This window comes from Candidatus Saccharibacteria bacterium (assembly GCA_016700375.1).
In the GTDB taxonomy this organism is placed as follows: Bacteria; Patescibacteriota; Saccharimonadia; order Saccharimonadales; family UBA4665; genus JAGXIT01.
The window spans coordinates 222,905-246,665 of sequence record CP065016.1 but is presented as its reverse complement, the minus strand read 5'-3'; the positions used below and the strand labels follow the sequence as shown (position 1 = coordinate 246,665).

Sequence of the window (23,761 nt, the reverse complement as noted above, 5' to 3'; positions counted from 1 at the left end):
ACAAACAAATTTCAATAGTAAAATTCCAAACAGCATTCACGATGATTTACCAATTATTGACGATAGTATCTTTAGTAACTCAGTTGATTCATCGATTAGTTGAGCCTGATTATGACGATACTCATCAGTCGTATCGATGAGTTTCAACCAAAGCCTAGATTCCTTTACTTCTTTTCTGCTAATGCGGCAGCGCATGACAAAATCTTTTTTGCCGAGAGACTCATTCGCCTCAATGTAGTTAGCGGCCACAGAACCGGATGAGCGTGCGAGTTGTTTCGCATACTCAATATTTGTTATCGATTTCGGAAGCTGCTTAATAAGCGCTTTGCAGTTTTCAGCATAACGAAACGTTCGATCTTCGAGGTTTTCCGGCTTGGAATTTGTCATTTGGAATGTTGTTTGGAAATTGTTATTTGGAATTTGGTGCTTGCGGCTTAGAGCCCTAAGCCGCTGAGCATGCCCATGAAGGGTTGCATTTTCTCTGCAGCAACTTTCTGACTTTCAGAGATGGCATCTTTGACTGCGTCTTCAATCCATCGCTCAAGCTGCTCTATGTCATCGAGGTCAATCTGGTCGGGGTCAATTTTAACTTTTTTAATTTTTTGTTCGCCGGTAATCTCAACGCGCACCGCGCCGTCACCCTGCTCTACAGTAATTACCATTTTTTGCAGTTCTTTTTGGATTTTTTTTACTTGTAGTAGCATCTTTGCTTGGTCAAATCGACTCATAACTTCCTCCGTTTGTCTTCCTATTGTACCAGATTATGAGGGTTGTTTTACGGAATAGACCACTTTTGTTTCGGGCGCGTTCGGCCAAGCCGTATAGTATGCCCGCAAGTGATACAGTATGGAGAAACTCACCAGTGTCATTAAAAGCAAAACGCCACTGTATTTAGCAATTGGATTCCTTGGAAAAACAGTGAGCCATTGGTCAAGCATGTAAAATAAGCCGCCTGCTATGGTGAGATATATGAGCGGCGTGAGCATGGCAATGGTGGCGCTTCCGCCAATAACAATGAGAACAGTCGACACAATGAGTGTCCCAAGGAGAAAATAATTTCCTCTTAAAATAGGACGCTTAACGAGTAGTATTAAGCCAGCTATAAACAAAACTGATTCACCAACATTCAAAAGTGGCGCACCGTACATCCAGTATTCGGTGGGCCAGTAGCCCTTGTAAACAACTGATGAGCCCAGGTGAATAAAGTTATCTACGAGTAACGCTGGGCTAGGGAATGTGCTGGGCAGCCCAAAAATTGTTCGGGCAACTGTGATGTCACGGAACATCGCTAGTAGAAGAGGCACGAGAAGCCCTATACCCAGCGTAAAGATGAGTGCAGTATGGAGCGTGCCTAGCTTACCGAATAAGTAAGCTATGCGTTTGCGCATAAGGTATAGCCCAATAAGCGCAAACCATACCATGCCCGGTACATATAAACAGGCTGCAATGACAGCGGTGATTGCATATGCCATGAGGAATTCATGTTTTGTTCGCCGAAACAAAAAAACGCACGAAATTAAGACGAGGGTTGCCATTTGTAGTATGAGTGCGCTTCCATATCTGCCAATATGCAAAAACCCCGAAGAACAGACAAATAGCAGGCTACTGAGAAGTGCAACACGCTTCGAGTACCAGTGGGTAGCTACCCAGTAAAATAACACCGCCACGGCTACAGCAAATGACGCAGAAGCTACACGAGTCACGGCAATGCTGTTGTGTCCAAGCTTTTGTCCGGTCCAAGCGAGTACTTTATATGGAGCATTAACGGGGTTGTCGAAAACCAACCGGAGGCTACTTGCTTCCTGCTTGGTTTGAATCTCTGTTGCCGCATAGTCTACCGTAAGGGTCGAAATACCGCGAAATAACAGAACGTACGCAACACAAGCCAGCCCAATACTAGCTGCAATCAGTCGCCAATGCGCACTCAGGAAGTTCAGTGTTCTTTCCATAAGAAGTATATGTGTAAGTATACAGTGAGCTATGATGAAAGCCAATGCTACCGAGTTTTGTGCACAGAACTGGCTTACTCTGCACCAAATGGTATAGAGGCATGACCACTGTCTAGTGAGCGGATACGTTGCTTTTCTCGGTCAAAGTAGAGTTCCACACCGCCCGTCGGGCCATTGCGATGTTTTTTTATGAGTACGTCCATAATGTTTTTCCGTTCACTGTCAGGTTCGTAGTATTCTTCTCGGTACAAGAAGGCCACAACATCGGCATCTTGCTCAATGGACCCCGACTCGCGCAAATCTGCCAGCTGCGGAATCTTGGGGCTCCGGCTTTCGACGGAGCGGCTCAACTGGCTAAGAGCAATCAGGGGTACATTGAGTTCCCGAGCAATCCCCTTTAAGCCGCGAGAAATCTCTGATATTTCTTGGACACGGTTGCCATCGCCGCCGAACTTGCTTCCACCGCTCATAAGCTGCAGATAGTCGACGACGATGAGGCCAATTTGCTGTGTGTGGGCCTCGCGCCGTGCTTTTGTACGGAGGTCGCTGACAGTTATGCCCGGTGTGTCATCTATGTATATTTTTGCTTCCGATAGCGTGCCCATGGCTTCGCCAAGCCGTTCGAAATCATCATCAGTGAGCTTACCAGTACGAAGCGCCCAAGCATCGACGCCAGACTCCATAGCAAGCAAGCGGTCAACAAGTTGTTCCTTGCTCATTTCGAGACTAAAAACGAGTACGGCTTCCTTGGCCTGGGTCGCGACTTTGTGCGCGAGGTTTAGCACAAAGGCGGTTTTTCCCATTGACGGGCGCGCTGCTATGATAAACAGGTCGGAACGCTGTAAGCCTGCAAGGATGTTGTCGAGGTCTCGATAGCCAGTAGGTACTCCACGGAGTTTGTTTTTGTCTTTGTGGAGGTCGTCAAGTCGCTCAAAACTTTCGGCCAAAACCGATTCGAGGCTGACTACACTTTGCTTCACATGCTGTTGGCTAACGGCAAACAAACGGCTTTCGGCTTCCTCTATGAGTTCTTTGAGGTCTTTTGATTCGTCTTGGCCAAGGTCTGCCATATCGGCGCTGGCCGAAATGAGCCGTCTGCGTAGCGCCTTTTGCGCAACAATGTCAGCGTATTGTTCAACATGGGCGGCCGTTGGGACAAAGTTTGTCAGCTCGGTCAGGTAGGACGGTCCGCCGACCATGTCAAGAAATCCGTTGCCTTTCAGCTGGTCGGATAGTGTCAGAACATCTATAGCCGAACGTTTTTCATATAAAGCTCGTAGCGCTTCGTAAATACGAGCGTGTTTCTGGTCGTAAAAATCATCGACCGAAATTTTGTCGGCAATTTTTACTATGGCGTCGGTATCTATGAGAATAGCGCCCAGTAGGCTCGCTTCGGCCTCAATGTTCTGCGGCGGTGTTGGTACGGTAGCCATTTCCCTCGTTGTCCTTATCCCTTAGCTTTACTCAAGATTCTAGCAGTTCGGCGCCGCCAAAGATATTGCTTATGGTCGAAATGGTGTCGACAGGTGTTGTCTTTGGCGCCGTAGATTCACCTTTTTGGCACCGAATAGTGGTTGGTTTGTGCCGCACGGCTTCAGTTAAGGTGGTAATGACAGCAATATTCCGTGGTTCGCTTAAGCGTTTTTGGTGAAATGCAAAGGCTAGCTCAAGCGTCAGCGTGTTTTCAGAGAGTGTTGGCCGAGCCATGCGGGCAATACCGTAAAGGGTATTGTGCGTCTGCTTGAGCTGTTGCAATACTTCTCGCCACAGCGCCTCAACATCATCGTCATTGGCCGAGGCGGCGGGTTTGCTAGGTCCATTGGCATCCGGAACTGGCTCAGACAATGCTTTAGTGTTGGCTATAGGCTGGGAAGGTTGTTCTGAAGGTGTTTCGAGCTTGGATGATTTTGCAGCTGGCAACAGAGGGTCTTTGGGGGCCAATGCAGCCGATTTCGTCTGGGACGCATTGCTGACCTCTGGTGGGGTTAACTTCATTTGCGGCGATGCATCAGCGGTGTTGAGACACACGCGCATGATGATGAGCTCTAGCGTGGCGGCGGGATTATGAGCGGGGGGAACGTCTAGGAGCTCACGTAGTAATAGGAGGGCAACTTCAGGGTTAATTTTCAACTGTACGTTGTCCTCGAGCAGACTCGAACGTAGCTGTTGGCTTAGCTGACGCGCAATCATGGCCGGTTCGTGACCTTGAATGAGCAATGCCTGAAGTGCAGACAGTCCTTTCTGGACATCATGTTGACTAGCGGCAGCGAGAATTTCAGAAATCTGCTCAGCAGGCGCCCGTCCTAGGAGCTGCTCGACCTCATTTTTGGTAATATGACTACTCATGCTACTGGCCTGGTCAAGCAAGCTCACGCTGTCGCGAAAGCTCCCTTCGCTGTGTTCGGCGATAGTGACAAGTGCATCATCATCAATGGCTATTTTCTCGGCCTTCGCAATAGATTGTAAGTTTTCTATGAGTTTCTCGAGCGACGCCGGACGGAAACTATAGCGCTGGGTTCGGCTGATAATGGTTTCGGGCAGCTTATGTGCTTCGGTGGTGGCGAGTATAAAGACCACGTGGGCCGGGGGTTCTTCTAGTGTCTTTAATAGCGCGTTAAAGGCAGCCTTGCTGAGCATATGGACCTCGTCGATGATGAAAACCTTGTACTTTGCGCTCGCTGGAGCGCTCATGATTTTGTCACGCAGGTCGCGCACGTCTTCGACGCCGTTGTTACTGGCGGCATCTATTTCGATGATGTCGAAATGCGGCTCTTCACTATAGGTAAGCTCATTGATTTCATGGGCAAGGATACGGGCTATAGATGTTTTGCCGACCCCACGTGGGCCGGTTAAAAGATAGGCGTGAGCAATTTTGTCCGATTTAAGTGCGTTTTGAAGAGTGGTCGTGATATGGTCTTGCCCAACAATTTCACTCAGTGACCGTGACCGGTATTTCCTATATAACGCCTTCCCCATTGCTCAACTAATTATAGTCGCTTCCTTACAGGATTTCGAATGTAGTTATTACAATTTGCAATAAAGTTATTATGAACTATAATCATTACTATGTCATTTACATGTCCAGAGAACTGTCCGGTTATGGTTAAGCTGAACGCACAAATTGCTCAAACTGCTGATATTTTAGGACATGCGGCTACTCGTCCTGCACGGCTTGAGGAAGGTGCCATGGATGCAAGGATGCGACTCATAGAAGAACAACACAGATTTGAGACCGGACAGAGCTCTGGCGCATTACTCCCGGCGTGGGAGTTATTGGACGGCATGTGGTCCGAAGAAGGAATTAGGCGAGATATAGAGTCTTCGGAGCAAACACAGAAGTGGGCTGAAGATAGACTAGCTCAGTTAGAGAGACACAAATATAGTGTACTCGTTGGCTGCGGAAGGCTTGCCCACATGGGTGCACGCATCGCAACCAGTCTAGGGAAACCAAGCTGTGGCTCTACGGCTCGGATTGCAGCAGTTCAAATCCGGCTTATTCGCAACAAGAAATAGCATGAGCAAGTAGGTAAGGTAAGGTGCTACAAAGCAGTAACTACCACGCCTGTTATGGCGAGGCTAATTGCTATCCAGAGGAGTTTGTCGTCATCTCGCTCCTTTAGTATGAAATGAGCCGCTATGGCCGTTAGCGGGAGTACCGTGGCGGTAAGTGCTGCTATAAGCGAAACATTGTTTGCCCCGCGTAAAGCCGCAAAATAGCTCACACCAATCCCGGCGACGACCATGCCAAGAAGCACTGATTCTTTCACAAGTTGCCGCGAAAGCTGTAGTCTGGGCTGTTTGTGCCAATCCCACAGCGCAAGAAGCACCAGCCACAGCGACTGCATGCCAAATCCGTAGATAAAGAACGCTCCTATGTCCATGTACTGAATTGCGGCCTTTTCCACGACGACGCCCACTCCGAGAAATAGCGCAGAGGCAAGCGTGAAAAATACACCTTTCAGAAGGTGCTCGTGTGTGCTTTTGCCGTGGCGGTGGGCTTTAGCCGGTGCCCACACGGCAATGATACCGCTTGCCAAAATACAGGCGGCACCAATAAGCTGGTTAGCAGTAAGACCTTCCCCCAGAAACAACCACCCAAGTAGTATGGTTACGATAATACGTGTCTGAAAAATGGTTTGATTTAGTGCGGCTGGCAGATATCGTATGGCGATAAACGAAAGCCAAATAAAGAGAGCTACCAGTAAGCTGGCGGAAAACAGCAGCCATGCGGTCCAATATGACCAGTCTATATTGTGCGGAAACAAAAAACCTGCAGCAATGCTTAGGGGCATAACACCCAAAGTATAAGAGATAGCAAGAGTGACGCTAGCCGGAACAGTGTGTGACTGTGCAAAACGCCGACGAAGGAGTGTAGATGTCACAAACAACACTAGGTTAATAACGAGCGCAACTACCCACATGAGTCTTTAGAGTGCTGCCTCTAGGGCGGCCCATTCGGCCGAGGCATCTTCTTCGGGAACATTTACAGAAACCTGGTCGCCGGGCTTGGCTTTGAAATACGTGACGCTGGCAAGTAATACGCGGTAGTCTTTGGTGCCGACGCTCACGAAGTAGTGGCCACCTTCGAGCTTGAGCTGACCAACGACTTGCTTACGAGGGATTGGCCCGATTTGTTTGTATAGAAATGCGCCGTCATCTGCTATGGTAAGTTTGAGTATGTCGCCCTGAACCAGCTTTGACTTACTGGCATAGTTTGCGGGCACGGGATAGGTTTTGCCGTCACTGCCGACCATATTTTGGCCGTCAAAAACACCTTCAATAACCTTACCAAGGACTTCATCGCTTACTTTGGCCTGTACTTTCACATCGTCACCTACAAGGCTAATCAGCAGCTCGTTTGCGGCAGCGAGATTTGTTTCCGCTTCTTGTATAAGTGTTCGGAGACGCTTAATTTGTTTATCGGGTAAGTCGGCCATAATTATTTCTTTCTATTTCCCTTTTTTCACCTCTAACTCAACACGGTTTCATAATACCTTACCTTAAACGTACCACACCGGGCAAAGCAAGTCAAAAGCGCACGTCAAATATCTATGGGTTCCTGTGGATAAATTTATCGTAATTAATATATTCCCGGATTTATTCCGGGAATATATACCTTTTAGGAGAGAGTTGTCCAGGTTGAGAGCGTTTGCTCGAAACCTGAAATGATGAGAGAACGTTTCGCAGTTCTCTCATTACAACTAGACAAGTTCGACAGTAGCGCCAGCCTCTTCGAGGGCTTTTTTGGCAGCTTCAGCGTCTTCTTTCTTAGCTTTCTCAAGTACAACCTTTGGTGCGCCGTCTACGAGAGCTTTTGCTTCGCCGAGGCCGAGACCAGTTAGTTCCTTAACAGCTTTGATGACGGCAACTTTCTGAGCACCAGCATCCTTCAGGTTCACGTCGTATTCAGCCTTTTCGTCGGCAGCAGCGGCTTCACCGCCAGCGGCAGGACCTGCAGCAACAGCAACAGCTGCAGCAGCGGGCTCAATGCCGTATTCATCCTTCAAGATGTTTTTTAGTTCGTTTACTTCTAGTACAGTGAGCTTGGTGAGCTCTTCGGCGAGTTTTTTTACATCAGCCATAATTTATCTCCTTGATTATCGTGTGACCTGTGACATGTCACGTAGAATTAACCTGTAGCATGTAGCCATTGAAGCTCAATCGTTACACGCCAATCGGTAATCCATTGTGACAGGTGACAGGATAATTGTTAATGAAGCGACTAAGCAGCTGCTTTGTCGCGTACGCCGTCCAGTAGTGCATGCAGGTTGCCAGAAAGCGCATTGGTAACGTCGTTGACCGGTGAAAGCAGTGTTTCAACCACTTGGCCAATGAGTGTTTCCTTGCTTGGCAGGTCTGCCAGGGTTTTCACCTGAGCGGCGTCCATGTAGGTGCCGTCTGCACTAAAAGCGCCAACAAACTCTATGGTAGGGTTTGCTTTGGCAAATTCTTTCAGTGCTTGGGCGGGAGCTACTTCGTCTTCACTGTTGAAAGCGTACAGCAGCATACCTTGTAAATCGCTGGTGCTGACATCTTTCAGTGAGTCGTTTTGCTGCAATGCCTTAATGACGAGGCGGTTTTTAACCACTTTTACGCGGGTGCCATTGCCACGGGCATCGCGGCGGAGCTGCTGGAGCGCCTTCACGGTTGTGCCCTGGTATTTGGCAACCACGGTCATTTTGGCAGATTTCAGTAGGTCAGCAACTTCTGCGACCACGTCATCTTTTTGGGTTTTACTTAGTGCCATTCATTTCCTGGTAATAGAGACAAACCTCACGGTTTTTCTCATCGCGCAGGGCGAAAAGCACGGTTTTCGCTCTGGCTGCTCTTTTCCCTTACCCGGGTTGAGCATTAGTTTTTATAGGGAGAACTTCAACATCGACCAGGTTGATGTTCTTGTTACATAAAGAAAACGCTCTTGTATACCAAAAGCGTTTATGAACGAAATAAAATGATTTCGTCGCCTCGGTGACAAATTAAGCCCATTTGTTCCTGAGCAGTCACTGTCTTTGGTAACAGAGGTAATTATACCATGTCAATTTCAAATTATGCAAGCACCATATAGGTACGTGTATCGGGTTCGCTAGCTCCTGTAGGGGTTGGGCGGCTTGCCGACTCTGTTTCGACTATGTTAAAGCCGAGTTTTTGGTAGACGTGAACTGCACCAGCATTACTCGCCCAGCACTCAAACCAGAGGAGCTCACGAGAATACTCGTTTTTTGTGTGCTCAAGCACTACCTTAAGAAATGGTGTCGCTAGCCCTAGCCCCTGAAACGTTTCACTGAGCCGTAAGCCGCCGGTGAGTTTACCGTCAGGTACATGCGGTGATGTGCCAGGGCCGGTCCAAGCAACGCCTGCGAGCCGTTCGGTAGACTTTTCTTTCAGTAGAAACACCAGCCGTTCCTTCAGCAGCCAGTGACGTACGGTTGGTTCATCTTTGAAGCGCTCGGTGCAATCGCGCGGGCAGTATTTCAGAATTGATGTTTGGTGAGAAAGCGCCTGCAAGGCAGTCACGTCTGCGGCTGTTATGCCAAGTTGGACGTAAAAACCTTTTTCGGCCAGGGTTTGGAGAGCTGCCGCTGTTGACCCTTCTGTATCGTTTGGGCCGAGAGCAACAGGAGTCGTTGCAAGTTGGGTTGGGAATGGTTTCACTGGACGAGCTCCGCTATGTGGGTTGCCATTTCTTGAGCAAGGTCGTTGGCATTTGGCGCTTCTACCATGACGCGAGCGAGTGGTTCAGTGCCGCTGGGACGGACGAGGATGCGACCGGCGCTGCCGAGTTCGGCTGATTTCACCCGGATGTAGTCTTGCACCTCTTGGATGTTTAACCTCATTTTGTCTTCTATGCGGAAATTTACCAGTGCTTGGGGCACTGTTTCCACCTCTTCGTTCCAAGCTGCGAGAGATTTGCCGGAGTTTTTGAGAACACACAGAACCTGCACCGCTGCCAGCAGCCCGTCGCCAGTAGTGCTGAGGTCGGTCATAATGATATGACCGGATTGTTCGCCCCCTAGTGTGTCGCCATGTTCGACCATATATTCTAGTACGTATCTATCGCCAACCGCCGTTCGTACCATGGCTATGCTATGGGCTGCCAGCGCTTGTTCGGTGCCAAGGTTTGACATGACCGTCGCAACTACCGTGGTTTTTTCAAGGCCAACCGCAAGCAAGTACAAAATATGGTCACCGTCAAATACTCGGCCAAGGTGGTCTATCAGAATTAGTCGGTCGGCATCACCGTCGAGTGCAATGCCGAGGTCGGCCTGGCCGGAAACCACCAGTTGTTGCGCAGCGCTGGGGTCAGTGGCACCAGAGGCGGCATTGATATTCCGTCCGTCAGGTGAAACTGCGAGCGGGGTGACGCGTGCGCCAAGTCGTTCAAATACCCGCGCGGCTACGCGGAAGGCGGCACCGTGCGCCGCGTCGACCACCAGATGCATATCTGAAAACGACGCGCCTCCTGCCGATGCCACTAGAAAATCTTCGTACTCCTGGACAAGCTCTGGCCTCGTCTCATAACTCCCGCCACTGCGGTCGGGGACGCCATGTGCTATGTCGTGGCTGACCTTCTCTTCGGTATCGTCTGGGAGCTTCCCTCCGTCCGGTCCAAATACTTTAACACCATTAAACTCGTACGGATTATGACTAGCGGTAATCATCACGCCAGCGACAAAATTGTCGTGCTGCGCGGTGATATAGGCGAGACCTGGGGTTGGTAGCACGCCCATAAACACCACTCGTACGCCAACTCCCTGAAGCCCTTTGGCAACCTGCCTTACGATTCGCTCAGACGATTCGCGTGTGTCACAGGCGATGACAATCTGCTGCCCGGCTTTGGCAAAATAGGTGCCTACGGCGCGGCCGATTGCTTGCGAGCCGGCATCGTCGAGCGGATACTCGTTTGCGAGGCCACGGACGCCATCGGTGCCAAATAGTTCTCTACTCATGGCTACTTCTTTGTTACTTTGACAAACTTCTCAACGAGCAGGCGAATGTCGTCTTCGGTGTGAGCAGCGCTAATCTGCACGCGAATGCGAGCTTTGCCCTTTGGTACAACCGGGAAGCTAAAGCCCACCACGTAAATGCCTTCTTCGAAGAGCTTGCGTGCGGTTTCTACGGCGTCTTTTTCCTCGGCAAACATAATAGGCGTAATGGGGTGTTCGCCGCCAGCCACGTTGAAGCCCGCCTCGCTCATAAGGGTCCGGAACAGCGCCGTATTGTCTTTCAGTTTTTTGACAAGCTCAGGGTGCTTTTGAATGTAATCAAGGGTGTACAGCGAGGCGCCGCAAGTGCCGACTTCCATGGCATTACTAAAGAGGTAGGTGCGAGAGCGTTGGCGAAGGTAGTCAACAACCTCTTGGTGACTGGCAATGAAAGCACCGCCAGCGCCGCCGAGCGCCTTGCCGTAGGTGCCGGTCAGGAAGTCTATGCGCCCTTCGGTACCGGTGAACTCTGGCGTGCCCCGGCCGGTTGCACCTAAAACTCCGGTGGCATGCGCGTCGTCCACCATAACAAGGGCGCTGTACTTGTCTGCTAGGTCGCAAATGTCCTTCAGCGGAGCAATGTGACCGTCCATAGAAAACACGCCGTCGGTAGCGATAACTTTGAGGCGTTTGTCTTTGACACTCTGGAGCTTGGCCTCAAGGTCGGCCATGTCCATGTGGGTATAAATGAGGCGCTCGGACTTGGTGAGCCGTACGGCGTCAATGATACTGGCGTGGTTGAGCTCGTCGCTAATGATAGCGTCTTCGGGGCCGAAAAAGGTTTGGAAGAGCCCCACATTTGCCATAAAGCACGATGAGTAGAGGATAGCATCATCCATGCGGACAAACTCGGCCGTGGCGGCTTCGAGTTCCTTGTGTATACCCTGAGTACCGCAAATGAAGCGGACGCTGGCTTGGCCAAACCCCCAGCGCGCCAGGGCGGCGTCAGACGCTTCTCGCACGCCATCTGTTCCGGAAAAGCCAAGGTAGTTGTTTGCGCAGAAGTTCAGCAGCTTTTTGCCGTCAACCGTGATTTCGCGGCCTTGCGGACTCATAATAACGCGCTCTTCTTTCCAGAGCGATTGGTCTTTTATGCTTTGCAATTCGGTGTCGAGGATGGGTTTGAGCGACGTGTACATGAGTAAAATCCTTTCTGATTAGCCTTTATCCTGTGACGTGTCACATACCATTATTCACTATCTTGTAATGATTAGTTCTTTCATCGCTAATGGTAAAAGGTGAATGCAATGTGACAGGATAATGGTGACGGGGTAATTTATTCATTATGCCTCCATATTAAAGATGAGTTTCGGGTGTTCGTTCATTTTTTGTTCGAAGACCGCGGGGTCAAATTCACTCAGGTTTAGCATGGTGTCTTGCCCGCCCTTAAGAATGACATTCCACACCTTGTCCTGTACGCCATTGCTGGTCTGTGCGAGAACGCGCTGCGACAGTTGCCAGGTGTTGAAGATTTCCCGTCCGATGATGCAGTGTAGCGTCAGCCCAGCAACAATCAGCCGTGGGAACTGCGGTATTACAAGGTCGCCGTCTTTCACGCCGAACAGTACAACGTGGCCGCCGCGGCGAGTGCTATCAATGGCGTTATTGACGCTGCTGGCAGGACCAGCCATTTCCATGCTTACGTCAACACCTTTTCCGTAGGTGAGTTCTCGAATTCGCTCAACAACGCTGGCGTCATGTTCCCAAGCGTTTGTTTTTTCAGATTTCTCGATGAGAATGGTTTCGTCGGCGCCGCACTGTTTTGCAAGCTCGAGGTTTGCGTCGCTGACATCGACTGCAATGACTTTGGCGGCACCAAATTTTTGGGCTATTAGTATGCTAAAGAGTCCGATTGGTCCCGCGCCAAATATAGCAACACGCTGTCCGCGCACATCAACTTTTGTGAGGGCGTGAATAGCGTTACCAAAGGGGTCCATAATGGCAGCAACTTCGGGGCGAATGCGGTTTTTGTCTATGGCCCAGAGGTTTTTGGCGGGTAGCTTTACGTATTCGGCAAAAATTCCGTCTATAGTTATACCCAAGATTGCTTCGTTCATACACACATTTGCCTGACCAATTCGGCACTGATAGCAACGACCGCACGTGACGTGGCTGTCACCCGAAACGAGGCTACCAATCTCTATCTTGGCAACGTTTTTGGGGTCTGGGTCCCAGTAAAGTGAATTCACCTTTGAGCCGGCTTCTACCACTTCGCCCACAAATTCATGCCCGACCACACGGCTTTTTATACTATCCCTGTCAAGCGCCTTTAAGAACTGGTCCTTAAAGGCATTGCGGTACCAGAGGCCGCGGTCACTGCCACATACGCCAGCGTATTTCACCCGGACAATGACGGAGCTGGCGTCGTCAGGGTCGGCTGCTTCGTTGAGCGTTGGCCGTTCAAGTTCGGCCAGGCTAAAGCCGCGAGATTCATCCCATGTTTGATTTGCTGTATCGATAATAAGTCCACGCATTGCACTAGTCTCCCTCATAACGTGCTACCACACCAGTATACGCGGTGTCACACATTTGTTACCATACCAAACTCGAAATTCCAAATGACAAACGACAAACAAATCCTAATATCTAAATTCTAAATTCTAAACAAATTCGAATATTCAAAAGAACACGCACTTGGCTGGTGCGAAATTCGTGAAGAATAAATTCAAAACAAAAAAGCATCCCAGGTTTCAGCCGGCAGTGCCACCCATTTTGAATTTGAAATTTCGATATTGTTTCGAGATTCGTGCTTAGAATTTAGGTATTATTTGTTATTTGGAGCTTGTAGTTTATCCAAAAATGGTGAGCGCAGGGTTGGCGTTAGCCCGCGAAAAGGTAAAGCCGGTCGCAGCAAGTTTTGCTTCGAGCTCACTTCGGTCGGTTGCTTCAAAGCCGATAAGTACGCGGCCAATGTCACTTGCGCTCGAACGGTAGTGAAAGAGTGATACGTTCCATTTCGTACCCACAGTGTGCAAAAACTCACCGAGCGCCCCGGGTCGTTCCGGAAACTCTACGTGGTAGCGCAGTTCTTTTGCGGGACCGGGGCCGCCTATCATATGTCGTACGTGTTCTTTGGCGATGTCGTCATCGGATAAGTCTACGTGGTCGAAGCCGTGCTTTGACATGAGCGCGAGCAGTTCAGCCTTGTCGCTGGCGTCTTTTACCGATATACCGGCAAGCACATGGGCAACAGCGCGCGAACGAAACCGGTAAGAAAATTCCGTAATGCTGCGCTTGCCAACGATTCGGTCACAAAACTCTAGAAATGCGCCAGGGCGTTCAGGCAATGTCACTGCTACCAGGGCTTCACGTCCAGAGCCAATGAGCATGCGTTCGGCAATTTGCTGTAACCGCTCAAAACTTACGTTTGCACCGCTGCAAATTGCTACAGCGTGTGCGTCTTTGGGGAGGTCATACTTTTTTATACCTGCAAGCGCGAGTGCCCCAGACGGTTCCAGAATGGTGCGCGTTGCGTCAAACGCATCGTTTATGGCCGCACAGATTTGGTCTGTACTAACGGTTATGCAGTCGTCCACTAGCCGCTGCGCTGCGGCAAATGTGTGCTCCCCGACTTGCTTCACGGCAACACCATCGGCGAATATACCGACGTGTTTGAGGACTACGCGCTCGCCTCTTGCCAAACTTTTCGTCATGGCGGCACTATCGACTGGTTCTATTCCTACTATTTGTACATCTGGGCGAACAGCTTTCACGTAGTGAGCAATACCGGCTATCAGTCCTCCGCCCCCCACGGGCACAAAAATATGCGTGACATCTGGTAGCTGTTCGATGATTTCTTGGCCTATGGTGCCCTGTCCGGCTATGACGAGCAGGTCGTCGAATGGGTGGATAAACGTCCGCTTTGTCTTTCTAGAGAGTGCCGCGCAGACTTCGGCGGCTTCAGTATAATTATCTCCTGTCAGCATCACTTCTGCACCGTAGTGCTTCACTGCCTCGACCTTTATGCTTGGTGTTGTTCTGGGCATGACGATGAGCGCAGATAGCCCCAGTTTCTTCGCTGCTAAGGCAACACCTTGGGCATGATTGCCTGCGCTGGCGGCAATGACGCCGTGCTTTTTCTCGGCATCGGTCAATCGGCACATTTTGTTGTATGCACCACGCAGTTTAAAGCTGTGTACTGGCTGCATATCTTCACGCTTGAGGTAAACGTTAGTATTTAGCTTGGCGCTAAGTTTTGCTGCTTTTTCAAGTGGCGTTTTACGGGCCACATCGTACACGCGCGAGGTAAGGACTTCGCGGACAATGTCATTTATGGTAGTTGGGCTCACTTTTTATACTCCCGAAGGAGTGCAACGGCCTCAACCTCGACCAAAAGTGGATTGTTTGCGACGCGCGGTAGCTCGGCCACAGCTACGCATGTTCTGGCTGGTGCCGCACCAGCTTTCTCGAAGACCGCTGCGTACACTTCGTTCATAGCTGCATAATGCTTCATGTCGGTCAGAAATACCGTGGTTTTTACCACATCACTAAGCTCGCAACCAGCATCGTCTAGTACGCCAGCAAGGTTTTCGAGCGCCTGACCAACTTGCGACCGAATATCCGGTTCGGCTACACCCTTCACTGCCCCAACCTGCCCAGAGGTATACACAAAACCATTCGCCAACCGAAACGGACTATACGGCCCATATGTTTTTCCACTCATGCCGCTAGTCCTTCTATGGCGGATTGTTTACGTGCTGCAGCTGGCGATTCGACAATATACCCAGTGAACGTTAATCCCACATCTCTTCCAATTCGATTTCTTTGTGCGGTTTCAGAAAAGCCTGCTGCACGAGCTCGACGTGAATGCCCTAGTCGATACATAGTATCTAAAGCCGTAGTCGCTAAGAACATATTTGCTTCACTTTCATCTAATAGATCAATATTAGGTCTCTGTGCAGATGCATCTACAAATAACTCCCATGCCCGTTGGTGTCTAGCGATCGCTGATTGAGCATTGTGAATTGCTTGCCGCGTTCCGTAACGACCTGCATAGTTTCGCTTTGCCATTATGCCGCCACCTCAAAAAAATGTGGAGCAACAACCGATCCTACCCCACCATCATCACCAGTGTTTCGTATAGCTTCTTGCACACCTGGATAGCCCACATATGCATCTGCATGGACATCAACTGGATCCTGTCTGTATTTTTCTTTCATAGCTTTCCTCAAAAATATTAAAAATGGCTTCGGTTGAAGCCATTTGGTTTCGGACTGTGCTAGCGAGATTATGTTCTCGAGGCTTCAACCATGCTGAAGCACAGCCCGTGTAGGCCGAGAATAATAATGAGGCTTCGCATAGTTGATGACATAGCGGTAATGCTACCCCTTTTCAGTGTTGGCGTCAACCCCCAATACTTGCGCGTATGCCGCCTGACTAACGATAATTTGAGCAATAAGACGATTGATTTTCGTAACGCTTGCGTTCAAGACCGCTGGACAGCCCTTGAATGGGGCCATCAGGTCTGAACCCGCGTAATTGCTAGCATTATCCGCAATATATGGTTTTCTGTGATGGTCGTATAAAATTGTAAAGGCTTCTGGAACATAGGTCAGGCTTTTATAGTCTCTTTTACCAATTATTCTCTCTGTTGTTACAGAAACTCTATCCAGTCTTGTGTCGTTACCTTCTTGACTGAGGCGTGCCTGAAGTATACCCATTCGGACTAAACTGGGTAGTAGACTGTTTGCTATTAAAAGTGTTTCCGACTTTGACTTGGTTGGGTACTGTCTAGCGACAACTTTCGGAGCAACGGCAAACATTGCAACGGAAGTAGGTATGCCTTCTCCAACAGCCCGTATAAATAACTCGTGTATCTCCATTCGCCATCTTCTAAATGTAGCTGCAGGCACTTTTGCACCTCTGAAAGATTCATAAGCATCTAGTGCAGTACCAAGTGCTTGTACGTAATCTGTGTCGGTTTGAACTAAATTCCAATGTGATTTTTTATAGCCATTGACGAGGCTATTACTCAACGCCAGCCAACCCGCAGATAAGCTATAATCGTGCGTCACGTAAGTGGGGTCAGATTGCTGCCAATTTTCTAGGAAAGCGTCTGTCGCCTTGGCAATCCCAGTTCCGAGAGCATCGTGAATTGCCTGTCTCTCAGGTAACTCGTTTGCAAATGGTCGTGCCACGTAGGCCTGAATGCCTGGTGCTCGTGCGCACCAGGAAGGAAGCGTATTCATTGATTTATCCTAAAACGTAATGGCAAAAGAAACAATATTGTATCAAAATTATTTAAATAATAGTGGATGTTTCTCTGCGGTAATCGAATTTATTCTCATACACTTTTCGTCAAAAAATTTTTGGTTTTTAAAACATAATTGGATGTTCCAGCGTTGTTTGTGGCCGAGGAGGGTGGCGTACTGAGACTCGGTGGTGAAACCACGGGCTTGGAGAGTACTTTGGAGCTGAAGGCTTTGGTCGAATATGGCGTCGTAGTCGTCGCTCAGGCCGGCTGCCTCAATTTCGGTGGGCACGTCATAACCATAGCGCGGCGTAAGAGGTTGGAGCTTAACGCGGGAGCGAACTTCATCTGGCAAATCCTGTAGCAAACCAAACTCGGCCAAAAAGTCCCATTCATAGGTTGCACCAGCCAGCGCTTTGCCGTTGGGATACTGGCGCACATAGTCAATAAAAAGCTGTGATTTCACCTCGTAGGGCCATTTTTCCACCGTAGCTTTCACTTCATTTATGGGTAGGTCGAGCGATTCGTAAAGCATGCTGGGCAGTAGGTCGAGCTCGTTGCGAGGAGCATAGCTGACAAGTCGAACGCGTTCAGTACCGCTGGCGAATCCATTTGGCAGACGTTTTTGTATGTCGGTGGGAAGTTCTAAGGGCTCGGTTGTTCTTAGTAGGTTTCGCAGCTCGTCACGGGCGCACGCCACCGGAAGGAGCGGTCTTAGCAGCCTGAGCGCAGCTTTTTTTGCAACTGTCTCATCTTGCATGGCTGTATTTTCCGCTCGCATATGGGTCGCAAGCTTATGCACCAGTTTGCGTCGATTGGTAAGCATCCGTTCTATATCGTCACAGTAGTCGCACTGCACATCGTCGGGGAGGCTCGGTGGGATGTAGTATGTATGTGGTTCACGACTTGGTTCAGTGTTTAGTTTGGCGCTTAGAACTGCTGCGGCCGGGCTTTTTGCAAGCACCACGGCAATAGACGTCGGTTCAGTTTCGGTAGTACTCTCGAGCTCAAGTAGCACCGCAATGTGCCTCCAGACTGCCTCAAAAACCTCATCGACACGACCAGTTGCATATACTACGGGCATGTTTCGCTGCTTCGCCTCCCAGAGGTAACCGGCTCGTATGCGTTCAAGAGTTTCAGGGGGTAGGTTGTCGAAGCGCTCGGTTTCGCCGCGTTTTTTGGCGCGTTCGTGCAGCATTTGCACAGGTGCATCGAGCACAATGGTCATGTCCGGCCACATATCGCCAACTGCAAAAGAAACGATGTCATTTAGACGCTGATAATCCTGTATGTCGCCTCTGCCATAAAACTGGACGGCAAGCGTGGTAAGGTAGCTGCGGTCCACGATGACAATATCGCCACTGTCACGGGCGGCACGAACAGCTTCAAGCGACTGGCTCCGAGCGGCGTTGTATAGCAGTACCTCAGTACGGGTGTTCATGGGGTATTTTGGGTCTTGGGTAAGACGGCGTATTTCTCTGGTCGTAGCATCTGCCTTGCCGTCCGGTTCGTGCATGGTACGCGCAGATATACCAAGCTGCTGCAACTCGTGCAAAACCATACTGGCAATGGTGGACTTTCCAACGCCCTGAGCGCCCTCTAGTACAATATATTTGCCACGACTCATAATTCACTGCTCATTATACACCTCCCCCTCCCCCCGTAAAACACCTCATCCAAAGTATCAATATTGTCCCAGCTGGGACAGAATTGATACTAAAGCGGAAAGTGTGGGTGGAAGCCAGGGTATTCGCTATACTAGATGCATGGTAACGATAGTTGTTGCGATGGCGGATGGTAATGTTATTGGCGCGCGGAATGACTTACCGTGGTATTTGCCTGCCGACCTAAAACACTTCAAAGAAATCACCTCTGGACATACCGTGGTGATGGGGCGGACAACATTCGAATCTATTTTGAAGCGTCTGGGAAAGCCCCTGCCGAACCGCCGCAATGTGGTACTCACACGCGACCCAGTATTTGCTAGCCATGGTGTTGAGGTTATTCACAACATCGAAGATATTCGTAGTCTGGGCGACGATATCTTTGTCATTGGCGGAGCGCAGGTGTACGCAGCCACAATCCACCTGGCCAACCGGTTGTATGTAACCGAAGTTCATGCCCGTATAGATGGTGACGCTCACTTCCCCGCTATTGACCCAGCAATCTGGCGAGAAGCTTCCCGCGAAAAGCACTTCAGCGACGAAAAAAACCAGTACGCATACGATTTTGTTGTCTACGAACGACTATAAACTGGGTGATATACTAATACAGACTAAGTGGAGGTTTTGATGTCAGATATAACTACCCATGTTTCGCCAGTTGCGTATAAAAAGATTCGTACGCCAGATGAACAGTACAAAACGCTGTTGCGCCGTATAAAGGAAACTGGCAATCCTGCCCAGTCTGGCATGGACGAAGGTTCTACTGAGGTGCTTGGCGCAATTCTCGAGTACGACCTTGAAAACGGGTTCCCGCTCATCACTGAACGTGACCTTACCAAGGTCTCAACACCAGAAGCAATTGCAGCGTACCAATCGGACGAAACACACCGGGAGCTTGTTGGCATGGTACGGCAATCAGTCGGCGAAATCCTCGGCTTCATAAATGGAGCGCGAACTCAACAAGAGCTGGAGGCCTACGGTTGTAAGTTCTGGAAACCATGGACCATGGACGAAGCAAAAGCCAAAAAACGCGGGTTGGAGCTGGGCGACCTCGGCCCTGGCTCGTATGGTGCAGCTTTTCACGATTTTCCTACGCTGGAAGAAGGTGGGTTTAACCAGTACGGCGTGATGATAGGGCAAATGAAGGCACGGCCAGAGCTGCGCACACATATAGTTACGCCTTTCATTCCGCAGTATATTTCGCGGGCACCCGGCCGTCAGCAAAAGGTTCTTGTTGTGCCGTGCCACGGTCTTCAGCACTACAACATTGACGTCAAAAACGGTGAGATGTCCTTAGTGCATTTTCAGCGCAGCGGTGATGTGCCTATAGGCGTACCGTTTAATATGGTGCACTACGCCCTGCTACTCATTATGGTGGCGCAGGTGACAGGCTATAAGCCGCGTAAGCTCGTGCACGTTATCTCAAACGCCCACATGTATGACCAACACGCGGCTATGGTCGATGAACTACTCTCCCGCCCAGCTTATCCATTCCCGCTACTCAAGGTCGACCCAAGCGTGAAGCGGTTGGAAGATTTTCGTACAGAACATTTTTCAATCGAAGAGTACACCGCACATCCACCAATTCGTATGGGTGGAACGGCAGTTTGAATGTAAAGGAGAGCCTTGCTCTCCTCCTATACTAAAGCTCGCCTGTCGGCTCGTTCGCTGCGCTCATGTATAATTGCTTTCAGATATGTTAATGGGGACAGAATTATGGCTCAAGATTTCATAAATATGGATAATGCACGCCACGATGAGCAACGAAAGGTCATGCAGGCCAGTGCCAATGCGGGGGTGTGTCCGTTTGACACAGAGCATTTGCCAACCTACCACAAAACCCCCGTACTTCGAGAGGGAGAGCATTGGGTTATCACGGCAAATCAGTGGCCTTATGAGCACACCAGGGTGCATTTGCTGGCGATTGCGCGCAAGCATGTCGAATCGATTGATGAGCTTCCGGCGGGTGCAGGCGAAGAATTGTTTGAACACGTGCGCTGGGCTATTTTAGAGTATAAGATAAATTGTGGGGGTCTCGCGATGCGCTTTGGTGATGTGCGACATAACGGCGCTTCAGTAAATCACTTGCACGCCCATATTATTGTGCCAGATAAAAACAAACCTGCCGACGCAAAAGTGAAGTTCAAAATCAGTTAGCCGGGTATACGCGTGGTTTTTGACGCGAGGACGAGGAAACGGCCAGCGACACAATCTTCACTATTTCAATTCCGTTCGCTTTCAAAATGGATTGGCCGTCTATAGTTGCGTAGCCGTCTACAAAGTAGCAGTGTTTGATACCACTCGCACTAATTAACTTTGCGCACGTGGGGCATGGGAAGGTGGTTACGTACAGCGACTTGCCCGCGAGTTTTTCACCTTGTTTTGCGGCCTCACCGATTAACCGTGCCTCGGCATGGATATCTACGGACGTATCTATATTTGCCCCGCGACTTGCCGTTATGCGCGGGTCGCCATCAACAGCAGATGAATATTCGGTCGGCACTGAACTATTGTGTGCTACAGACTGCACTGCTCCGTTTTCAACAATGGCAGCGGCAACATTGCGCCACCAGTTGGTGCTTTTGCTTGCCTCTTCATAAAGCGCGGTTACGACTTTGTCTTCTGCCGGAAGCTCAATAGTTCTGTCGGGCTGCACGGTTTGATTTGTGTCCACGGCTTTTCTGTCCCAACGCAGAAAGACCGGTGCAAAAACAGCCTGAGTTACATGAAATTCTTCTACTAGAATATGGCTGATATCATCGTCAGGCATAATGATTTCAGACTTTTCTAAGGCATTTACAAGGTCGTTTTCTTCAAGAACTATGGCAGTCCGTTTCATGCCCGATAGTATTTCTGCAGCAGTGTCTGGTCGCAAGGCACGAACGTCTTTACGGAGGTAATCAAACCGCTTTTTGAGCACTGTATCACCTAAAACACCGATAGTGGCGCGAGGGTACGTATCAAAAAGCTCTAAGTACCCCGAGTGAATGACTGGAACATAACAAATGATTATCTGCTGGTTCATACTATTTTTTTGCTCGTTTTACACCGTGGACAATTTTTTCTATGATAGCCTTAGAGGCCGCCGGCAGGCTGTCGTGCCGAAGCACTTCTGTAAGCGGCTCGACGATGTTGGCGCTCCAGCTTATTTGCATACGTCGTATTTGAGCGGAGGTAGAAGTGGTGGCTTGCGGAGCTAAAACCACAACTTTGCCGCAGTATTTTTCTAGTTTTTGGAGTTCTGCAGCTTCATACGTTTCTGCTGTTACGATAAGACAGTCCGGTTCGACCAATTTTATTAGGTTCCACTTTGGGTCATCGATGTGTTTGAGCGTAATGAGGTCGACCGAGCGCAAAAAGGCTAGCATTTGGACGCGCTCTTCCTCTGGGACAATCGGTCGGGTCGGTCCTTTGCGTTTTTTTACCTTTGCGTCTGAGTCGACGCCGACAATCAAGACATCTCCGTAGGATTTTGCACGTTCCATGTACCGCGCATGACCAACATGTATAAGGTCAAAGGTACCAGAGGTGAGGACAATCTTCATTCCAAGCGTCTTCAGTGCTTCCACATAGGCTCGTAGCGTGGCATGGTCGCGAATGAAACGGGCTTCTGGGTTCGAGCCATAGCCTAACACGCCTCTGTCGGCGTGAACGTTCGTCCTGGCACTGTATTTTGGGTCATCCATATCTTTTTAATAGTAATACAAAGAGGGTATAGTCATCAAACTTATCCATACTCTGACCCACGTGCACTTTTTGAATGTCATCTTGAGCGAAGCCGAAAGGTCCCGTCTGATGTACGCCTAACGAGATCCCTCCACGGAGCCTGCCCCGTACTTGATACGGGGGTCGGGATGACACAGGAGTAAAGAGTGAGTGTGGGTCAGCCCTGTGACTAACCACGCACGGGAAGAGTGTATTCAATGGGGGGTGCTTGACATGCCAACGGCATAGAAGTAGTCAAATGCAGTATAGGTGCCATCACTTTTTGTGCAACCCGCAGCGCTTAATACATAATAATTCGGGTTACTTCGAAAAACATGGCTGTAGTCAGACACCACCGGCATGCCGGTGGCTTGCTGAGTGGGGTCGCCTAAAAGGCGATCGTTGCCCCGCAGTATTAGTTTGATTAGTTAGAAGGCTCCTTGAGCCGATGATGCTGTGTCATCGATCTCCTGCTCTCTGATGTACTTTCTGATGGCCTGCTCTTCAAATCCAACGCTTGAAACAGCATAGCCCCGGGCCCAGAAATGTTCACCCGTGAAATTTCTGGTCTTACCGCCGAACTCTCTGGCAATGGCAATAGCGCTTTTGCCCTTCATGAAGCCAATCACTTCAGAGATTTTGTACTTTGGTGGTATCTCCATGAGCATGTGAACATGATCGGACATGAGATGGCCTTCCAGAATCTTGCATTCTTTTTGGTTAGCCAGCTCGTGAAATATTCTACCCAACCGTGGGCGTATCTCACCGTAGAGAGCTTTCCTTCTCCCTTTCGGGATGAAGACAATATGGTACTTCAAATCCCATTTTGAATGAGATAAGCTATGGTAGTCTAACGATGTAGACATAGATGGTTTCCTTTCAGCGGGGCAACCAATCGCAAGAAGAGCACCCGAAACCTAAACGGTTCCGGGTGCTCTTATTTTCTGGGTTACTACTGGGAAGGTCAAACCTTTGCGAGTCACACTAGTAGAACTAGTGGTTTACCTTATGGGGTAATTACAAAGAACCGCCCAGGTTTGGCGACCTGTGATGCCATCCTTACTCAAAAATATAGTTTGACCCTGTGATCCGTCAGGGTTCCGAAGTGCAACGTTAGAATACGCTTGAATATTGGTGATGTAGCTGGTAGTCAGGGAGCCATATTTGCCGTCAACAACTAGAGGTGCACGGTATGCGCCAACACTCCTTTTTGCATAGATTTCATTAGCCAAAATTTGTATATACTTGACACAAGTCTTGGTTGTCGTTGAATAGCCATACTGATAGTCCACACATGCTGCGCTCGCAGATTGCGCCCCTGCAATATTTATTGTTGCCACTGCAATCAGGAAAGTACCGGTCATTATTAATGATTTCATATACTTCATACACACACTCCTTGCCATTGATATTGTCATACTATATATATCTTTGGGCGAGATGTCAATTTGCTCGTACCTGAATCTCAAAACCTCCAAAGTGTCATTCCCGCGAAGGCGGGAATCCGGTATATATTTCTGGATCCCAGCTTTCACTGGGATGACAGCATGGTATAGCAGGAAGGGTTTTGAGATTCAGGTACTCGTAACCTTCCATCACCTTTGCGGCATACGGTGCGTGTAAGCTGAACAACCACAATCCGTAAAATAATAGAGTATGGGCGGAGGTTTGGTAAATTCGCTAGAACCGCTGCATATATATTTTGCATAACATTAAGACCAGCAAAATCAGTTTATACTCATTCATTTACGAACAAATGATGAAATTGTG

27 protein-coding genes and 1 other annotated feature are annotated in these 23,761 nt (G+C 49.4%); of the genes, 4 read left to right on the top strand and 23 right to left on the bottom strand.

Annotation, left to right across the window (positions count from 1 at the left end; all coding sequences use genetic code 11):
- Positions 1–36: 36 nt before the first annotated feature.
- The 5 genes from IPP75_01325 to dnaX form a co-directional block, all read right to left on the bottom strand.
- Positions 37–387 carry a four helix bundle protein gene (locus IPP75_01325; GenBank protein ID QQS69764.1) on the bottom strand — a complete coding sequence of 117 codons (351 nt, stop codon included), beginning with the start codon at positions 385–387 and terminating at the stop codon, positions 37–39.
- A gap of 47 nt (positions 388–434) precedes the next feature.
- Positions 435–728 carry a YbaB/EbfC family nucleoid-associated protein gene (locus tag IPP75_01320; GenBank protein ID QQS69763.1) on the bottom strand — a complete coding sequence of 98 codons (294 nt, stop codon included), beginning with the start codon at positions 726–728 and terminating at the stop codon, positions 435–437.
- 33 nt (positions 729–761) lie between these two features.
- Positions 762–1,949 (bottom strand): hypothetical protein, encoded by a 1,188-nt coding sequence (locus tag IPP75_01315; protein QQS69762.1) that lies wholly within the window; start codon positions 1,947–1,949, stop codon positions 762–764.
- 74 nt (positions 1,950–2,023) lie between these two features.
- Positions 2,024–3,382: a replicative DNA helicase gene (dnaB, locus tag IPP75_01310; GenBank protein ID QQS69761.1), complete on the bottom strand. Its 1,359-nt coding sequence runs from the start codon at positions 3,380–3,382 to the stop codon at positions 2,024–2,026.
- A 31-nt stretch (positions 3,383–3,413) separates the two neighbouring features.
- Positions 3,414–4,925, bottom strand: coding sequence for a DNA polymerase III subunit gamma/tau (dnaX, locus tag IPP75_01305; protein QQS69760.1), 1,512 nt, complete (start codon positions 4,923–4,925; stop codon positions 3,414–3,416).
- A 90-nt stretch (positions 4,926–5,015) separates the two neighbouring features.
- Here dnaX and IPP75_01300 point away from each other — a divergent pair, with 90 nt between their 5' ends.
- A complete protein-coding gene (locus IPP75_01300) occupies positions 5,016–5,462 on the top strand; it encodes a hypothetical protein (GenBank protein QQS69759.1) in 447 nt (148 codons plus the stop codon).
- Positions 5,463–5,488: 26 nt separating this feature from the next.
- On the opposite strand, the gene IPP75_01295 is transcribed toward IPP75_01300, so the two are convergent.
- The 14 genes from IPP75_01295 to tmk form a co-directional block, all read right to left on the bottom strand.
- Entirely contained in the window at positions 5,489–6,370 is an 882-nt protein-coding gene (locus IPP75_01295; protein ID QQS69758.1) for a DMT family transporter, read from the bottom strand.
- A gap of 6 nt (positions 6,371–6,376) precedes the next feature.
- A complete protein-coding gene (locus IPP75_01290; GenBank protein QQS69757.1) occupies positions 6,377–6,886 on the bottom strand; it encodes a hypothetical protein in 510 nt (169 codons plus the stop codon).
- Between the two features lie 264 nt (positions 6,887–7,150).
- A complete protein-coding gene (gene rplL / locus IPP75_01285) occupies positions 7,151–7,531 on the bottom strand; it encodes a 50S ribosomal protein L7/L12 (GenBank protein ID QQS69756.1) in 381 nt (126 codons plus the stop codon).
- Positions 7,532–7,671: 140 nt separating this feature from the next.
- A complete protein-coding gene (locus IPP75_01280; protein ID QQS69755.1) occupies positions 7,672–8,196 on the bottom strand; it encodes a 50S ribosomal protein L10 in 525 nt (174 codons plus the stop codon).
- 150 nt (positions 8,197–8,346) lie between these two features.
- Positions 8,347–8,480 (bottom strand) — a sequence feature (ribosomal protein L10 leader region).
- A 15-nt stretch (positions 8,481–8,495) separates the two neighbouring features.
- Positions 8,496–9,101, bottom strand: coding sequence for a GNAT family N-acetyltransferase (locus IPP75_01275; protein QQS69754.1), 606 nt, complete (start codon positions 9,099–9,101; stop codon positions 8,496–8,498).
- On the bottom strand, positions 9,098–10,396 hold the full coding sequence (gene glmM, locus IPP75_01270; GenBank protein ID QQS69753.1) for a phosphoglucosamine mutase: 1,299 nt from the start codon (positions 10,394–10,396) through the stop codon (positions 9,098–9,100). Before glmM ends, IPP75_01275 begins: the two co-directional genes overlap by 4 nt.
- Before the next feature lie 2 nt (positions 10,397–10,398).
- The gene (locus tag IPP75_01265) at positions 10,399–11,571 is read right to left on the bottom strand and encodes a glycine C-acetyltransferase (GenBank protein ID QQS69752.1); all 1,173 of its coding nucleotides are present in this window, start codon (positions 11,569–11,571) and stop codon (positions 10,399–10,401) included.
- Between the two features lie 144 nt (positions 11,572–11,715).
- Positions 11,716–12,906, bottom strand: a complete 1,191-nt coding sequence (locus IPP75_01260) for an alcohol dehydrogenase catalytic domain-containing protein (GenBank protein QQS69751.1) — start codon at positions 12,904–12,906, stop codon at positions 11,716–11,718.
- Between the two features lie 315 nt (positions 12,907–13,221).
- Positions 13,222–14,706, bottom strand: coding sequence for a threonine ammonia-lyase, biosynthetic (gene ilvA, locus IPP75_01255; GenBank protein ID QQS70141.1), 1,485 nt, complete (start codon positions 14,704–14,706; stop codon positions 13,222–13,224).
- A gap of 11 nt (positions 14,707–14,717) precedes the next feature.
- Positions 14,718–15,095, bottom strand: a complete 378-nt coding sequence (locus IPP75_01250) for a RidA family protein (protein ID QQS69750.1) — start codon at positions 15,093–15,095, stop codon at positions 14,718–14,720.
- Complete coding sequence (locus IPP75_01245) at positions 15,092–15,442, bottom strand: hypothetical protein (GenBank protein QQS69749.1); 351 nt, start codon at positions 15,440–15,442, stop codon at positions 15,092–15,094. The genes IPP75_01250 and IPP75_01245 overlap by 4 nt, the downstream gene beginning before the upstream one ends.
- The gene (locus tag IPP75_01240; GenBank protein ID QQS69748.1) at positions 15,442–15,591 is read right to left on the bottom strand and encodes a hypothetical protein; all 150 of its coding nucleotides are present in this window, start codon (positions 15,589–15,591) and stop codon (positions 15,442–15,444) included. Before IPP75_01240 ends, IPP75_01245 begins: the two co-directional genes overlap by 1 nt.
- 162 nt (positions 15,592–15,753) lie before the next feature.
- Entirely contained in the window at positions 15,754–16,620 is an 867-nt protein-coding gene (locus IPP75_01235) for a hypothetical protein (protein QQS69747.1), read from the bottom strand.
- Positions 16,621–16,668: 48 nt separating this feature from the next.
- Positions 16,669–18,249, bottom strand: coding sequence for a dTMP kinase (gene tmk, locus IPP75_01230; protein ID QQS69746.1), 1,581 nt, complete (start codon positions 18,247–18,249; stop codon positions 16,669–16,671).
- 139 nt (positions 18,250–18,388) lie between these two features.
- Between tmk and IPP75_01225 the strand changes: the two genes are divergently transcribed.
- The 3 genes from IPP75_01225 to IPP75_01215 all read left to right on the top strand — a co-directional run bounded on the left by IPP75_01225 (position 18,389) and on the right by IPP75_01215 (position 20,443).
- Complete coding sequence (locus IPP75_01225; GenBank protein QQS69745.1) at positions 18,389–18,874, top strand: dihydrofolate reductase; 486 nt, start codon at positions 18,389–18,391, stop codon at positions 18,872–18,874.
- Positions 18,875–18,913: 39 nt separating this feature from the next.
- On the top strand, positions 18,914–19,897 hold the full coding sequence (gene thyA, locus IPP75_01220; GenBank protein QQS69744.1) for a thymidylate synthase: 984 nt from the start codon (positions 18,914–18,916) through the stop codon (positions 19,895–19,897).
- Positions 19,898–20,002: 105 nt separating this feature from the next.
- The gene (locus IPP75_01215) at positions 20,003–20,443 is read left to right on the top strand and encodes an HIT domain-containing protein (GenBank protein QQS69743.1); all 441 of its coding nucleotides are present in this window, start codon (positions 20,003–20,005) and stop codon (positions 20,441–20,443) included.
- Here the strand turns inward: IPP75_01215 and IPP75_01210 are convergent.
- From IPP75_01210 to IPP75_01195, 4 genes are all read right to left on the bottom strand, one after another.
- Positions 20,436–21,311 (bottom strand): hypothetical protein, encoded by an 876-nt coding sequence (locus tag IPP75_01210; GenBank protein ID QQS69742.1) that lies wholly within the window; start codon positions 21,309–21,311, stop codon positions 20,436–20,438. The two genes, IPP75_01215 and IPP75_01210, sit on opposite strands and share 8 nt — an antisense overlap.
- A gap of 1 nt (position 21,312) precedes the next feature.
- Positions 21,313–21,972 carry an adenylyltransferase/cytidyltransferase family protein gene (locus IPP75_01205; GenBank protein QQS69741.1) on the bottom strand — a complete coding sequence of 220 codons (660 nt, stop codon included), beginning with the start codon at positions 21,970–21,972 and terminating at the stop codon, positions 21,313–21,315.
- 447 nt (positions 21,973–22,419) lie between these two features.
- The gene (tnpA, locus tag IPP75_01200; GenBank protein ID QQS69740.1) at positions 22,420–22,857 is read right to left on the bottom strand and encodes an IS200/IS605 family transposase; all 438 of its coding nucleotides are present in this window, start codon (positions 22,855–22,857) and stop codon (positions 22,420–22,422) included.
- A 135-nt stretch (positions 22,858–22,992) separates the two neighbouring features.
- Positions 22,993–23,379, bottom strand: coding sequence for a hypothetical protein (locus IPP75_01195; protein ID QQS69739.1), 387 nt, complete (start codon positions 23,377–23,379; stop codon positions 22,993–22,995).
- Positions 23,380–23,761: the final 382 nt, after the last annotated feature.

Bases quoted from the DNA above. Each gene is read 5' to 3' on its own strand.
- IPP75_01260 (QQS69751.1), bottom strand. From the start codon at position 12,906: ATGCGTGGACTTATTATCGATACAGCAAATCAAACATGGGATGAATCT.
- IPP75_01210 (QQS69742.1), bottom strand. From the start codon at position 21,311: ATGAACCAGCAGATAATCATTTGTTATGTTCCAGTCATTCACTCGGGG.
- IPP75_01265 (QQS69752.1), bottom strand. From the start codon at position 11,571: ATGTACACGTCGCTCAAACCCATCCTCGACACCGAATTGCAAAGCATA.
- IPP75_01225 (QQS69745.1), top strand. From the start codon at position 18,389: ATGGTAACGATAGTTGTTGCGATGGCGGATGGTAATGTTATTGGCGCG.
- dnaX (QQS69760.1), bottom strand. From the start codon at position 4,925: ATGGGGAAGGCGTTATATAGGAAATACCGGTCACGGTCACTGAGTGAA.
- IPP75_01280 (QQS69755.1), bottom strand. From the start codon at position 8,196: ATGGCACTAAGTAAAACCCAAAAAGATGACGTGGTCGCAGAAGTTGCT.
- IPP75_01325 (QQS69764.1), bottom strand. From the start codon at position 387: ATGACAAATTCCAAGCCGGAAAACCTCGAAGATCGAACGTTTCGTTAT.
- IPP75_01205 (QQS69741.1), bottom strand. From the start codon at position 21,972: ATGGATGACCCAAAATACAGTGCCAGGACGAACGTTCACGCCGACAGA.
- rplL (QQS69756.1), bottom strand. From the start codon at position 7,531: ATGGCTGATGTAAAAAAACTCGCCGAAGAGCTCACCAAGCTCACTGTA.
- IPP75_01235 (QQS69747.1), bottom strand. From the start codon at position 16,620: ATGAATACGCTTCCTTCCTGGTGCGCACGAGCACCAGGCATTCAGGCC.
- glmM (QQS69753.1), bottom strand. From the start codon at position 10,396: ATGAGTAGAGAACTATTTGGCACCGATGGCGTCCGTGGCCTCGCAAAC.
- IPP75_01195 (QQS69739.1), bottom strand. From the start codon at position 23,379: ATGAAGTATATGAAATCATTAATAATGACCGGTACTTTCCTGATTGCA.
- IPP75_01215 (QQS69743.1), top strand. From the start codon at position 20,003: ATGGCTCAAGATTTCATAAATATGGATAATGCACGCCACGATGAGCAA.
- IPP75_01240 (QQS69748.1), bottom strand. From the start codon at position 15,591: ATGAAAGAAAAATACAGACAGGATCCAGTTGATGTCCATGCAGATGCA.
- IPP75_01315 (QQS69762.1), bottom strand. From the start codon at position 1,949: ATGGAAAGAACACTGAACTTCCTGAGTGCGCATTGGCGACTGATTGCA.
- IPP75_01290 (QQS69757.1), bottom strand. From the start codon at position 6,886: ATGGCCGACTTACCCGATAAACAAATTAAGCGTCTCCGAACACTTATA.
- IPP75_01300 (QQS69759.1), top strand. From the start codon at position 5,016: ATGTCATTTACATGTCCAGAGAACTGTCCGGTTATGGTTAAGCTGAAC.
- tmk (QQS69746.1), bottom strand. From the start codon at position 18,249: ATGAGTCGTGGCAAATATATTGTACTAGAGGGCGCTCAGGGCGTTGGA.
- tnpA (QQS69740.1), bottom strand. From the start codon at position 22,857: ATGTCTACATCGTTAGACTACCATAGCTTATCTCATTCAAAATGGGAT.
- dnaB (QQS69761.1), bottom strand. From the start codon at position 3,382: ATGGCTACCGTACCAACACCGCCGCAGAACATTGAGGCCGAAGCGAGC.
- IPP75_01320 (QQS69763.1), bottom strand. From the start codon at position 728: ATGAGTCGATTTGACCAAGCAAAGATGCTACTACAAGTAAAAAAAATC.
- thyA (QQS69744.1), top strand. From the start codon at position 18,914: ATGTCAGATATAACTACCCATGTTTCGCCAGTTGCGTATAAAAAGATT.
- IPP75_01250 (QQS69750.1), bottom strand. From the start codon at position 15,095: ATGAGTGGAAAAACATATGGGCCGTATAGTCCGTTTCGGTTGGCGAAT.
- IPP75_01295 (QQS69758.1), bottom strand. From the start codon at position 6,370: ATGTGGGTAGTTGCGCTCGTTATTAACCTAGTGTTGTTTGTGACATCT.
- IPP75_01245 (QQS69749.1), bottom strand. From the start codon at position 15,442: ATGGCAAAGCGAAACTATGCAGGTCGTTACGGAACGCGGCAAGCAATT.